This is a genomic window from Diaphorobacter sp. HDW4A, from assembly GCF_011305995.1.
In the GTDB taxonomy this organism is placed as follows: Bacteria; Pseudomonadota; Gammaproteobacteria; order Burkholderiales; family Burkholderiaceae_C; genus Diaphorobacter_A.
Map to the genome: position 1 here is coordinate 4,883,747 of NZ_CP049910.1, position 12,831 is coordinate 4,896,577.

Here is a 12,831-nt window from a genome sequence, read left to right on the forward strand (position 1 = left end):
GCCTATTCAGCGTACGGCTTGTGCGGGTAGCCTGAATGGTTCGGCCGCGACGATCTGTCGCGCCGGAACCAGCGTCAGGCGGCTGCGCGCTGTTTGAGAATGTCCAGTGCTACGTCGACGATCATGTCTTCCTGACCGCCGACCATGCGACGCTTGCCGAGCTCGACCAGAATGTCCACGGTCTTGAGGTCGTACTTGGCCGCAGCCGCTTCGGAGTGGCGCAGGAAGGAGCTGTACACACCCGCATAGCCGAGCGCCAGTGTTTCGCGGTCCACACGCACTGGACGGTCCTGCAGCGGACGCACGATGTCGTCGGCCGCGTCCATGAGCTTGTACAGATCGGTGCCATGGTTCCAGCCCAAGCGGTCGATGGCGGCGATGAAGGCTTCGAGCGGCGCATTCCCCGCGCCCGCGCCCATACCGGCAAGGCTGGCATCCACGCGGTCGCAACCCTCTTCCACCGCGACGATGGAGTTGGCCACCCCAAGGCTCAGGTTGTGGTGAGCGTGCATGCCGGTTTCGGTTTCGGGCTTGAGCGTATCCTTGAACGCGCGGAAGCGATCACGCACGTCATTCATGCCCAGCGCGCCGCCGGAGTCCACCACGTAGCAGCAGGTCGCGCCGTAGCTTTCCATCAGCTTCGCCTGTTCGGCCAGCGCTTGGGGCGTGGTCATGTGGCTCATCATGAGGAAGCCCACGGTATCCATGCCGAGCTTGCGGGCGTATTCGATATGCTGGCGCGACACATCGGCCTCGGTGCAATGCGTTGCCACGCGCACCACGCGCACACCTGCGTCGTAGGCGTTCTTCAGATCGTGGACGGTGCCGATGCCGGGCAGCAGCAGCGTGGCGATCTTGGCGTGCTTGACCACGCTGGCCACCCCTTCGATCCATTCCAGATCGGTGTGCGCACCGAAGCCGTAGTTGAAGCTCGACCCCTGGAGGCCGTCGCCGTGAGCGACTTCGATGGAGTCGACCTTGGCGTCATCGAGCGCCTTGGCGATCTGCTTGGCGTTCTCGACGCTGTACTGGTGACGGATGGCGTGGCTGCCATCGCGCAGCGTCACGTCGGAGATGTAGATTTTCTTGTCTTTGTTCATGATGTCTCGTCTCCTCAGGCGGTCGCCAGTTCAGCGGCCAGCATGCGGGCAGCCATGTGTTCTGCGGTGCGCAAACCGGCGCTGGTCATGATGTCCAGATTGCCTGCATAAGCGGGCAAGTAGTGGGCGGCGCCTTCGACTTCGAGGAAGATCGATGTCTTGAGGCCAGTGAGCGCGTCACCCACGCCAGGCAGGCGCACGGGCGTGTCGATGCGGTCGAACTGCACCTTCTGCTTCAAGCGATAGCCAGGGACGTAGGACTGCACGGCAGCGGCCATCTGCTCGACGGACCTGGCGATGGCTTCTTCATCGGCCAGCTCGCTGAGCGTGTAGACAGTGTCACGCATGATCAGCGGCGGCTCGGCCGGGTTCAGCACGATGATGGCCTTGCCCTTGGTGGCGCCGCCGACGACTTCGATCGCCTTCGACGTGGTTTCGGTGAATTCGTCGATGTTGGCGCGCGTGCCTGGACCGGCGCTCTTGCTGGAGATCGAGGCGACGATTTCGCCGTAGTGCACCTTGGCCACGCGCGAGACGGCGGCGACCATCGGAATCGTGGCCTGGCCCCCGCAGGTGACCATGTTCACGTTGAGCGCGTCGAGGTGGTCTTCGCCGTTCACCACGGGAATGCAGTACGGACCGATGGCGGCGGGTGTCAGATCGATCATGCGGATGCCGGGCTTCAAGCTGCGCAGGAAGGCGTCGTTCTTGACGTGGGCACCTGCACTGGTGGCGTCGAACACGAAATCGATGTCCTTGAACACGGGCAGTCGGGTCAGACCCTCGACGCCTTCGTGCGTGGTGGCAACACCCATGCGCGCGGCGCGGGCCAGGCCATCGGAATTGGGATCGATACCGACCATGGCGCCCATCTCGATGTGCTTGCCATGGCGCAGGATCTTGATCATCAAGTCCGTACCGATATTGCCGCTACCAACGATGGCGGCCTTGAGTTTGCGTTGAGCGTTTGACACTTGACTCCTTCCATTCCAGAGCACGGCCCTGTGTTTTATACGGAACGCGAGTTTAGGGATTTTTTTTTAAATAATCAACATGTGAATGCAATTCTCATATATTGAATATTCCATATTTCCCGAATTCGAAATGCAGCTGGCAACAAGGGGTTTGACGAAGGGCTTATCGACATCGGAATGCGAGCACAGACTTGGTGCGCAGGCCTTGCCGGCTGGGGTTTTCCAGCTATGAAAGCCATTTTTCCATGCCGATTGGGCATCCGCGCATCACAACTGTTTCACTCCTCCGCCAAGGACGCGCGTTGAGGCCTACAATCGGCTCCCCTTCCTCACTCTGACGGCACTTCCAACTGAGGGAAAAGCGCCGTCAGCATTGCCCTTCGCTGGAGACGCTTGATGTCCGAGAATACGGCCCCGACCCCTGTTGATAAACGTGCCCAGCTGCGCAAGGCAGCGCTCGAATACCACGAGTTTCCGAAGCCCGGCAAGATCGCGATTGCTGCCACCAAGCAGATGATCAACCAGCATGATCTGGCTCTGGCCTATTCGCCCGGCGTGGCCGCCCCCTGCGAAGAGATCGTCAAAGACCCGAACGCCGCCTTCCGCTATACCGCACGTGGCAATCTGGTGGGCGTGGTCACCAATGGCACGGCCGTGCTCGGCCTTGGCGACATCGGCGCGCTCGCCGGCAAGCCCGTCATGGAAGGCAAGGGCGTGCTGTTCAAGAAGTTCTCGGGCATCGATGTGTTCGATATCGAGATCGACGAAAAGGATCCGGACAAGCTGGTCGAGATCATCGCCTCGCTGGAACCCACTTTCGGCGGCATCAACCTTGAAGACATCAAGGCGCCCGACTGTTTCTACGTCGAGCGCAAGCTGCGCGAACGGATGAAGATTCCGGTCTTCCACGACGACCAGCACGGCACCGCCATCACCGTGGGCGCGGCCATCATCAACGGTCTCAAGGTCGCTGGCAAGGACATCGCCAAGGTCAAGCTGGTCGCCTCCGGTGCAGGCGCTGCAGCGCTGGCCTGCCTGGGCCTGCTGGTCAAGCTCGGGCTACCGCGCGAGAACGTCTGGGTGACCGACATTGCGGGCGTGGTCTACAAGGGCCGCATCGAGCTGATGGACGAGGACAAGGCGTTCTTCGCACAAGAGACCCCGCAGCGCACGCTCAGTGAAGTGATCGCCGATGCGGACATCTTCCTCGGCCTCTCGGCCGGTGGTGTGCTCAAGCAGGACATGGTCAAGAAAATGGCGGCCAATCCGCTGATCTTCGCGCTGGCCAATCCGAACCCCGAAATCACGCCGGAAGAAGTGAAGGCCGTGCGCGACGACGCAATCATCGCGACAGGCCGCACGGACTATCCGAACCAGGTCAACAACGTCCTGTGCTTCCCCTACATCTTCCGCGGCGCGCTCGACTGCGGCGCGACCACCATCACCACCGAGATGGAAATCGCCGCTGTGCACGCGATTGCCGAGCTGGCACAGGCCGAGCAGAGCGAAGTCGTGGCAGCCGCCTACGCGGGCGAGCAACTGGCGTTCGGCCGTGAATACCTGATCCCCAAGCCGTTCGATCCGCGTCTGATGATGAAGATCGCTCCGGCCGTGGCCAAGGCCGCCGCCGACAGCGGCGTGGCCCTGCGCCCCATCGTCGACATGGACGCCTACAGCGACCATCTGCAGACGTTCGTCTACGCCTCGGGCACGACGATGAAGCCAATCTTCACCGCCGCCAAGACCGCCGCCAAGAAGCGCGTGGCCTATTCGGAAGGCGAAGAAGAGCGCGTGCTGCGCGCCGCGCAGATCGTGGTCGATGAAAAGATTGCCCGCCCGACACTGATCGGGCGCCCCGCCATCATTGCCCAGCGCGTGGAAAAATTCGGCCTGCGCCTGAAGGAAGGGGTCGACTATGACGTGGTCAACGTCGAGAACGACCATCGCTACCGCGACTTCTGGCAGACCTACCACCGCATGACCGAGCGCAAGGGCGTGACCGCTCCTGTGGCCAAGATCGAAATGCGCCGTCGCCTCACACTGATCGGCACCATGCTGCTGCACAAGGGTGAGGTCGACGGCCTGATCTGCGGCACTTGGGGCCTGACCGCCCACCACCTGCAGTACATCGACCAGGTGATCGGCAAGCGCGCGGGCGTCAATACCTACGCCTGCATGAACGGCCTGCTGCTGCCCGACCGTCAGGTGTTCCTGGTCGACACACACGTGAACTACGACCCCACGGCCGAACAGCTCGCCGAGATCACCGTGATGGCCGCTGAGGAAATGATGCGTTTCGGCATCAAGCCCAAGGCCGCGTTGCTGTCGCACTCCAATTTCGGATCGAGCAATCAGCCAAGCGCTGTCAAAATGCGCCAAACACTGGAAATGCTCAAGATTCAGGCACCATGGCTTGAAGTCGATGGCGAAATGCATGGCGACGTGGCGCTAGATCCCAAGGCACGCGCCGCGATCATGCCCCAAAGTTCACTATCGGGAAGCGCTAACCTGTTGGTGTTGCCCAACATCGACGCCGCAAATATTTCCTACAACCTGCTCAAGACCGCTGCTGGCGGCGGCATCGCCATCGGGCCTGTGCTTCTGGGGGCGTCCGAGCCGGTGCACATTCTCACCCCGAGCGCGACTGTCCGCCGGATCGTGAATATGACAGCATTGACTGTCGCTGATGCAAATGCCGCCCGCTAAAGGCAAAAACACGAAGCAAGCACTCACATAAAACTGTCATTCTTGACTAAGGGACTGCCCAATTTTTGTGCAGTCCCTTGCTTTTTGTGGGTCTTTGAGTCAAACTATTGCCTCGAAATTCCGGGTAAACCCGTAGTTTCCGAAAGGTGTCGTTGATGTTGAAGGCTGTCGCCGTAACGGCGCAAAGAACTGGTTTGAAGGCCGGTTTAGCAGGTTTGGCGTACGCTTTGTTGACGGTGTCTCTTGGGACACCCGTCGTTGCATTCGCTCGTCAGAACGTTGTCATTGATCCCGTTTCCGCCACCATTGCTGTTGCAGAGTTGCCGCCACAGGCTCGCACTACATATGCACTGATCAAGGAAGGCGGTCCCTTCGCAAGCGAAAAGGACGGTTCGGTTTTTGGCAACTACGAACGCCAGCTTCCCAAAGCACGGCGCGGTTACTACCACGAATACACCGTCAAGACGCCTGGAGCCCGCAATCGGGGGGCTCGGCGCATCGTTTGTGGCGGACCTGTACGTGTACCCGACGCTTGCTATTACACCAACGATCACTACGCGAGTTTCCGAGAGATCAAGGAATAACTGTCAACCAACCATTATTCTGCTGTTCGCAGCGAACGCAGAGGCTTGGCGATACTTCGTTATCAGCACACAATTCCGCAGTCACCCGAAATTATCGAAACATTCATCTTTTTGTGGATATCTAACAAGAAAGAGCAACGGAGATGGAAATGCCACTTCGTCACGATCAGGACAACACGCTGCTGCGCGGTGTGCGACCCAACATCGTCCAGTCCATCCGGGCCTATCGCATCCAGGATCTGCAGACTGCAGCCCAGGCGATGGGCAACCACTTCCTGTACGCCAATCTGGCGCACGCACTGTCCAAGCAGGACATTCTCGACCTGATCGCCCAGCAGTTCATGTTCCCGGCGCACTTCGGCAAGAACTTTGATGCGCTGTACGACTGCCTGACCGATCCACTGCACAAGTCCGGCCCACAGCCTGGCTTCATCGTGGTGTTGGAGCAGATTCCGACGACGCCGAAGTTCGACAAGGAAGCGCGCGAGCAACTACTCGACATCTTCCGCGACGCCGCCGACTACTGGGCGGACCGCAAGGTCTCGTTCCGCTGCTTCTATTCTTTTCTGTAGCCCGTTCTGCAACTTCAGGCCAAGTGGAACGGGCCAGCGTGGCCGAAACCGCCGTCAGTCGGCGTGCCCCCGCTATTGAAATCAAAGTAGACAGGTCCACAGGCGAAACCATGCCCACGGACAAGATCGTGGATGTCACCCCGCAGGCCCTGCGGATGAGCAGCCCGTTCAACTCCCACTACTGGCTAGCCGCCGCCTGAAGTTCAAAAAACGCGTCAATTCACTGCAATTGACGCGTTTTTTGTTTATCAGGCGAAGAAAACTAGAAAGCATCTCCTGAGGGCAATGCCAGGCACGAACGCAGCGAAGTACCGAACACACCTCTTCAAAACTGATTTCCGGCGGCTGCCCGAGCGGAGTGACGAAGGAACGCAGCGAGTTCCGCCGGAGGTATTCAAAGCGCGTTTTTGATTACTTTTTGCGCGCAAGCAAAAAGTGATTGCCCCGCCGGGGGCAGTCCCGGCCTCCGCCGCCAGCACCCCAGCAGATGCAAGAGAGAATACCGCCCACCCCAACGCTCCCCCGCAAACGGGAGAGGGAACAAGCCCCTCAACCCTAAGTTGAAGAAGCAGCGCCCTTCAACTCCAGCGCCAGGCGCACATACTCCGCAACCGGCACCTCCTCAGCCCGCCGCTGCACATCAAACTCCCCGGAGAAGCCCCGCGCCTCCAGCCACTTGCCGAGCGTATTGCGCAAGATCTTGCGCCGCTGCGAGAAAGCCACTTGCACCAGCTCCTCCATGAGCTTCACGTCCACCGGCGCAGGATTCGCCTTGGGCACCATGCGCACTACGGCGCTGTCCACGCGCGGCGGTGGATCAAAGCTCTCCGGCGGCACGAACAGGAAGTTCTCCATGTCGTAGCGCCACTGCAGCATCACCGACAAGCGGCTGTAGTCACCCGATGACGGCGCAGCCACCATGCGGTCGATCACTTCTTTCTGCAGCATGAAGTGCTGATCCTGAATGACATCCACATGCTCCAGCAGATGGAACAGGATGGGCGTCGAGATGTTGTAGGGCAGATTGCCCACCACGCGCACCTTGGGAACATTCATGTCAGCCGCGACCTTGGCGAAATCCACGCGCAGCACGTCAGACTCGATCACCGTGAGCTGGCCGTGACCGCGTAAGCGCTGGGCCAGATCGCGGTCGAGCTCGATCACAGTGAGGTGACCGAGGCGCTCCACCAGCGGTTGGGTGAGCGCGGCCAGTCCTGGGCCGATCTCGACCATCGGCTCGCCGGCAACGGGGGCGATGCCATCCACGATGGCATCAATGATGTATCTATCGCTCAGGAAATGCTGACCGAAGCGCTTGCGCGCAATATGCTTGCTCATAATGAAAATTGGCAGCCATTGCTGCCAGTTAAATGCTTGATCCTGTTATTGCGGGGGTTCGCGGAATTCCACGTAGGCCCTGGAGCGCGTCTCCTGCATCCAGTTGTTGTAAGCCTCTTCCAGCTTCTTCTCACGTACCACGTCACGCACCATCTCGCGCTGCTCGCGCTGGCTCAGCTTGACCTCGCGGCGATCCAGCAGCTGAATCAGGTGCATGCCAAAACGTGACAGCAGGGGCTGGCTGATCTGACCGGGCTGCAACGATTCCACCACCTGTTCGAACTCCGGCACATAGCGACCAGGCCCGGCCCAGCCGAGATCACCGCCATTTTGCGCGCTGCCGTCCTGCGAATACTCACGGGCCAGCGCCTCGAAAGTTGCCTGTCCGCTCTCGATACGGTGGCGGTAATCTTCCAGACGTTGCGCGGCTTGCTGCTCGGACTGCTTTGCGCCCATGCGCAGCAGGATGTGGCGCACATGCGATTGCACCGCAACGGAAGGCACGCCGGAGACCGAGCGATCCACCACCTTGAGGATATGGAAACCCGCAGGCGAGCGGATCGGGCCGACCACGCTGCCTACAGCCGCATTCTGAGTGGCGTTGACAAACAGATCGGGGTAACGATCTGCAGGACGCAAGCCCATCAATCCGCCTTGCGCGGCGTCGGCCGCATTGGACGAAGCGCGCGCAGCTTCGGAGAAGTCCTTGCCGCTGCGAATTTCCTGGGTCAGCTTGTCCGCCTTGACCCTCTGTGCCTCGACCGTGTCCGCCGAAGCACCTTCAGGCACGGCGATCAGTATGTGGCCCAGGTTGATTTCCGGGCTGACAGCGGCCGCGCTGTTGGAGGTGCTGCGCTGCTCGCTCAGGTACTGGTCGATGTCGGTCTCCGAGACCTTCACGCGCGAATCCACCTCGCGCTCGCGCAGGCGTTGCGCCAGCATCTGATTGCGCAACTCACCGCGAAACTGCTCCTTGCTGATCCCGTCCTGCGCAAGACGGCGGTACATGTCTTCCTCGGCGATCTTGTTCTGCTGCGCCACCGATTTCACGGCCTGCGACACCGCGAAGTCATCAACCTTGAGGCCCATTTCCTTGGCGTTCTGGATCTGGATCTTCTCCATGATCAGGCGCTCCAGCACCTCCTTGGCCAGAACGCTCTCAGGCGGCTGCTGCTGCCCTGCCCCCTGGCTCGCCATCTGGGCGCGCACGCGCTCCATGCGGATCTGCACGTCATTGTTGGTGATCGGCTCGGAATTCACCACGGCCACGATGAAGTCAGCCGAACGGGTGGCGGCGCGGCCACCGACGGTGGCGGCGGGCAGCGTCACGCTGGGTGCCAGACGCGGCGCCTGCGGCGTGCCGGCTGGTCGCAGACCCTGTGCAGAGGCCGCCATCGGCAACAACACCACCGACAAGGTGGCGGCAGAAACAAGACCCAAAGTCAGTGCACGAATTTTCATGACATCTTCAAAAGTAAACGGGCAATTCGCGCCCCATGCGGCCGTGGCATCCAGTCACCCGTTCGCCGTGGAGCCGCTGCATTGTCAATCGTATTGACTGAATCGGCTCGGCGTTGCGACCCCTTGATTCAGTATCTGATAGCGCGGCACATTGCGCTGCAGGCTCTGCAGCGGGTTCGAGCCTAGCGACAGTCGCGAGAAACCAAGGAATTCAACCTGGAACATCAGGCGCGTGTTGGAAGTTTTGATCGAATTCTGCAGCCGCTCCAGCACCACGCGTCCCACCCAGCAGCAGCTCTCGTACTCGAAACCAACAACGGTGTCGACGAACTTGCTGTCCTTCATGCTGTAGTTCAGGCGACCCACGCTGTACCAGCGGCCCGGGCCACCGGGTGTGCGCTGCTCGGCGCGGTCACCCCAGAGGTCGTTGAGCGGCCATTGCCAGCCGACGTCGAATTGCTCGCTCGCCTCGGTGATAGCGTCGGTGACCTTCTGCAGGCGGTAGGCGGCGCTGACCGTGCGGTACTTGCCAGGCGAGTAACGCGCACCGATGGTGCTGCGGGTCGAGCGGCTGGTCTTGGGGTTGTACTGAACAATCGAGTCAAAACCCCACTCGGGCGTCCAGTTGATACCGGCGCCAAGCAGAATGTCGGACAGACGATCCCGCGACGGGTTCACGCCCGGCATCGTGACGTCCTGATCGGAGAAGCGCACGCGCTGCGCCACGCCCAAACGCACAGCCTCAGCGCCGGTATCTGCATCGAGCAGCCGCGTGGTCAGGCCCAGCGTGAGCAGGTTGTTGTCGGCAATGCGGTCATTGCCGCCGAACGCGTTTTCCGTATAGATCGACGCGAAATTGAAGTCGTTGGGCGCCGTGTCGTAAATCGGGATCATGCTCTGATCACGATACGGCGTGTAGGTGTAGAACGCGCGCGGCTCAAGCGTCTGCAGGAAATTGCGGCCGAAGAAGCTGGCTTCGCGCTCGAACACCAGACCGCTGTCAAGGCTGAAGGTCGGCAGCGTGCGCGAGAGGCTGGTCTGCCCATTGCTGAGCTGGGTGTCGAACTTGTAGCTTGTGGTGTTGAGCATCACCTTCGGAATCACGAAGCCCGCAGGTGCCAGAAACGGTCGGCTCAACTGTGCCGAGGCGAATGAGCGCTCGGCGTTAGGTTGCTTCGTGTAATAGCTGTCTGCCCGGAACTTGGTGTAGTCGGCATCGACGCTGAAATCGAGCCCGCCTGGCATTTCCTGCGGTGCGTAGCGATAGTGCAACTGCGGCAACCGGTCATATGGTGGGGTGATCTGCGCGGTGGCGTCCTGCAGCGTCTGCCACTTGAGCGCGCGCGCCGAGACCGAATGATCCCCCTTGGTCCAGCCCAGCGAGGCATCGGCCGACAGCAGACGCTGCGTGAGCTGGGTACCGAGGCCAATCGGGCTGGTGCGCTGCGAAAAATCGCGCCAGTAGTTGTCGTCGCTGACCCGCTTGACGTCGATGTTCAGGCCCAGACCGCCAATCGGCGAATCGATCAGCCCATTGTGCTTGAGTGCATAGGCCCAACGGTCGCGGTCGCGCAACTGGTCGTTGGGCATGTACATCGCAGAGACCTGCCCCTTGTAAGTCGGCTCCAGATAGCGGAACTCACCCGACAGGGACGCGCCGCGCCGCGACATCAACATCGGCGTGATGGTGGCGTCACGGTTGGGGGCGATGTTCCAGTAATACGGCTGCTCGTATTCGACACCGCTGTTGCTGCTCAGGCCAATGGTCGGCGGCAGGAAACCGGACTTGCGCTTGTCCGACAGCGGGAACGAGAGCTTGGGCACCGGCAGCACCGGCACGCCTTTGAATTCAAGAACGCCATCTTCGGCAACGCCCACATCCTCTCCACGGTCCAGCGTGATCTTGCGGGCGCGCAAAATCCAGTCGGGACGCCAGCTGTCCTCGTTGGTGCGTTCGCAGGTCGTGTAGGTGCTGTTGTAGACAATGGAGTTGTCGTTGTCTACAAAATCGACGCGCGAGGCTTCTCCGTGGCCTCCAGTATCGAGAAAACGATAGCGCGCGTCGCTGAAGAAGCCCGAAAACGCGTCAACCTTCAGGTCCAGCAACGTGCCTTGGTACACATTGCCCGCACGGTTGATGTGCACATTGCCCTCGGCCATGGCACGGTCTTCCGGCACGTCGTATTCCATGCGATCGGCCCGGATCACCGTGTCGCCGCGGCGCAGCTCGGCATTGCCGTCGATCACGGCCTTGATGTCCGGCTGGCCGGTCACCTGATCGCCGGTCACGAACACCGGCAGTTGTGCACGCACTGCGGAAGGGATTTCCTCCTGCAGCATTGGAGATGAGCGCAAAGCCGGGGGCGGCAGGCCCGAGGTTACCGGAACGATCTCGGAATTCTCTGCGGGTTGTGTCGTCAGCGTGGTCTGGGCCGTGGTTGCGGGCGCTGCGATGGTCGGGCTGGCCTTGAGCGATTTTTTCTTGGAAGCATCAACTTGTGTCAGCTGGACGGTCTGGGCCGCCCCGGCATCAGCCACGGGAGAAGCCACCGGGAGCACGAAAGGCTGCGGCGCAGCCTCGGGCGCGGCGTTCAGTGGCACCGTCTCGGGAACCGCCACTTCGAAGGCCTCTGTCACCAGGGAGCCATCCTTGGCCTTCCATTGCAGTGAATTCAGGTCCTGCGCCCACACAGGGCCGGATGCGACGCCGCAGACGGCGGCCGCCACCAGACGGGTGAGCAACCGGCGCTCGAAGCGCTGCAGGCCGGTCGCGGGCGCAGACACGGCTGTGCCCGCCAAAGAGGCGCTGTCGCCTGTGGGCAGGTGATCGGGAGTCTTCAAGTCGTCTGGCAAAGCAAGTCAGTCCAAGGTGTCAGAAGGACAGCGGCGCGCGGGAGCATGCACCGGGTCGTCAGCATCCGGCAGGCCGGGTTTGTAGAATCGGATTATCCATGAGCCAACCCAACCACCCCACTCAGGCGGGCACAGAAGCCCTCTCCAAAGCAGTTTCCTGGTCCGATCCGGCGCGTGAGAAGCTGTTCAATCAATGGCTGGCAGCGCTGGCTCCCGCACACGGCCTGCTCGTCGATTCGGTGAGCACCGCCTCCGCCGACGCCAGCTTTCGCCGCTATCTGCGTGTGCAAAGCGCCAGCAGCGCAAGTTACATCATTATGGACGCACCTCCCGACAAGGAAGACTGCCGTCCATTCATTCATGTTCAAAAACTGTTGCAAGAAGCCCAAGTGCTTTCGCCCAAGGTGCTTTCCTGGGACGAGCCCCACGGCTTCATGCTGATCACAGACTTCGGCGACCAGACGCTGATCGGCCTGCTCCACCCCGAGCAGCCCACGCCCGCCCACGGCTGGTATTTGCAGGCGGTCGACACGCTGATCGACTGGCAAAAGGCCTCGCGCCCCGGCGTGCTGCCCGAATACAACGATGCCCTGCTGCGCCGCGAGCTGCAGTTGTTCCCCGACTGGTATCTGGGCCAGCACCGCAAGGTGAAGCTCAATGACAAGCAGCAGGCGACGATCCAGAAGACCTTCGACACCATCATCGCGACCAATCTCGAGGCGCCCAGCGTCTTCGTGCACCGCGACTACATGACCCGCAACCTGATGGTCACCTCAGAGCAGAAACTGGCGGTGCTGGACTTCCAGGACGCGGTCCACGGCCCGGTGACGTATGACATCGCCAGCCTGCTTCGGGACGCCTTCATCAGCTGGGAAGAGGATTTCGTCATCGACATTACTGTCCGTTACTGGGAAAAGGCGCGCCAGGCGGGCATTCTCGGCACGAACAGCGCGAGCGGCTGGGGTGCAGACTTCGGCGAGTTCTACCGCGCGGTAGACTGGATGGCACTGCAGCGCCACCTCAAGGTCGCGGGCATCTTCGCGCGGCTCACACTGCGCGATGGCAAGCCCAAATACTTGGCCGATGCGCCCCGTTTCATCCACTACATCCGCCAGACCACCTCGCGCTATCGCGAACTGAAGCCGCTTCTCAGGCTCATCGACGAGGTGGAAGGTACGCAGCCCGCCTACGGTTTCGCCTATGGGCGAATGTGAAGAAGCCAGCAGCCCACCCCGACACCCCG

At 61.1% G+C, this 12,831-nt stretch carries 10 protein-coding genes; 5 read left to right on the forward strand and 5 right to left on the reverse strand.

The genetic code is table 11. The features are described from left to right. Positions 1 to 74: 74 nt before the first annotated feature. Both dmpG and G7047_RS22420 read right to left on the reverse strand, forming a co-directional pair. Positions 75 to 1,100 carry a 4-hydroxy-2-oxovalerate aldolase gene (dmpG, locus tag G7047_RS22415; RefSeq protein WP_166310145.1) on the reverse strand — a complete coding sequence of 342 codons (1,026 nt, stop codon included), beginning with the start codon at positions 1,098 to 1,100 and terminating at the stop codon, positions 75 to 77. Between the two features lie 14 nt (positions 1,101 to 1,114). Then, positions 1,115 to 2,074: an acetaldehyde dehydrogenase (acetylating) gene (locus G7047_RS22420; RefSeq protein ID WP_166310146.1), complete on the reverse strand. Its 960-nt coding sequence runs from the start codon at positions 2,072 to 2,074 to the stop codon at positions 1,115 to 1,117. 396 nt (positions 2,075 to 2,470) lie between these two features. On the opposite strand from G7047_RS22420, the gene G7047_RS22425 reads away from it, so the two are divergent. The 4 genes from G7047_RS22425 to G7047_RS22440 all read left to right on the forward strand — a co-directional run bounded on the left by G7047_RS22425 (position 2,471) and on the right by G7047_RS22440 (position 6,136). Continuing rightward, complete coding sequence (locus G7047_RS22425) at positions 2,471 to 4,780, forward strand: NADP-dependent malic enzyme (RefSeq protein WP_166310147.1); 2,310 nt, start codon at positions 2,471 to 2,473, stop codon at positions 4,778 to 4,780. Positions 4,781 to 4,935: 155 nt separating this feature from the next. Beyond that, positions 4,936 to 5,364, forward strand: a complete 429-nt coding sequence (locus tag G7047_RS22430; protein ID WP_166310148.1) for a ribonuclease domain-containing protein — start codon at positions 4,936 to 4,938, stop codon at positions 5,362 to 5,364. Positions 5,365 to 5,507: 143 nt separating this feature from the next. Beyond that, on the forward strand, positions 5,508 to 5,936 hold the full coding sequence (locus tag G7047_RS22435) for a barstar family protein (protein WP_166310149.1): 429 nt from the start codon (positions 5,508 to 5,510) through the stop codon (positions 5,934 to 5,936). Positions 5,937 to 5,974: 38 nt separating this feature from the next. Continuing rightward, complete coding sequence (locus G7047_RS22440) at positions 5,975 to 6,136, forward strand: hypothetical protein (RefSeq protein WP_166299504.1); 162 nt, start codon at positions 5,975 to 5,977, stop codon at positions 6,134 to 6,136. 355 nt (positions 6,137 to 6,491) lie between these two features. On the opposite strand, the gene rsmA is transcribed toward G7047_RS22440, so the two are convergent. The 3 genes from rsmA to G7047_RS22455 form a co-directional block, all read right to left on the reverse strand. Further along, positions 6,492 to 7,274 (reverse strand): 16S rRNA (adenine(1518)-N(6)/adenine(1519)-N(6))-dimethyltransferase RsmA, encoded by a 783-nt coding sequence (gene rsmA / locus G7047_RS22445; RefSeq protein ID WP_166310150.1) that lies wholly within the window; start codon positions 7,272 to 7,274, stop codon positions 6,492 to 6,494. A 45-nt stretch (positions 7,275 to 7,319) separates the two neighbouring features. Further along, positions 7,320 to 8,735, reverse strand: coding sequence for a peptidylprolyl isomerase (locus G7047_RS22450; protein ID WP_166310152.1), 1,416 nt, complete (start codon positions 8,733 to 8,735; stop codon positions 7,320 to 7,322). An 84-nt stretch (positions 8,736 to 8,819) separates the two neighbouring features. Next, positions 8,820 to 11,156 carry an LPS-assembly protein LptD gene (locus G7047_RS22455; RefSeq protein WP_371813900.1) on the reverse strand — a complete coding sequence of 779 codons (2,337 nt, stop codon included), beginning with the start codon at positions 11,154 to 11,156 and terminating at the stop codon, positions 8,820 to 8,822. Positions 11,157 to 11,686: 530 nt separating this feature from the next. On the opposite strand from G7047_RS22455, the gene G7047_RS22460 reads away from it, so the two are divergent. After that, the gene (locus G7047_RS22460) at positions 11,687 to 12,802 is read left to right on the forward strand and encodes an aminoglycoside phosphotransferase family protein (protein ID WP_166310153.1); all 1,116 of its coding nucleotides are present in this window, start codon (positions 11,687 to 11,689) and stop codon (positions 12,800 to 12,802) included. Positions 12,803 to 12,831 lie beyond the last annotated feature (29 nt).

Excerpts from the sequence above, each read along its gene's own strand:
- dmpG (WP_166310145.1), bottom strand. The coding sequence starts at position 1,100 with ATGAACAAAGACAAGAAAATCTACATCTCCGACGTGACGCTGCGCGAT.
- G7047_RS22425 (WP_166310147.1), top strand. The coding sequence starts at position 2,471 with ATGTCCGAGAATACGGCCCCGACCCCTGTTGATAAACGTGCCCAGCTG.
- G7047_RS22430 (WP_166310148.1), top strand. The coding sequence starts at position 4,936 with ATGTTGAAGGCTGTCGCCGTAACGGCGCAAAGAACTGGTTTGAAGGCC.
- G7047_RS22435 (WP_166310149.1), top strand. The coding sequence starts at position 5,508 with ATGGAAATGCCACTTCGTCACGATCAGGACAACACGCTGCTGCGCGGT.
- rsmA (WP_166310150.1), bottom strand. The coding sequence starts at position 7,274 with ATGAGCAAGCATATTGCGCGCAAGCGCTTCGGTCAGCATTTCCTGAGC.
- G7047_RS22450 (WP_166310152.1), bottom strand. The coding sequence starts at position 8,735 with ATGAAAATTCGTGCACTGACTTTGGGTCTTGTTTCTGCCGCCACCTTG.
- G7047_RS22460 (WP_166310153.1), top strand. The coding sequence starts at position 11,687 with ATGAGCCAACCCAACCACCCCACTCAGGCGGGCACAGAAGCCCTCTCC.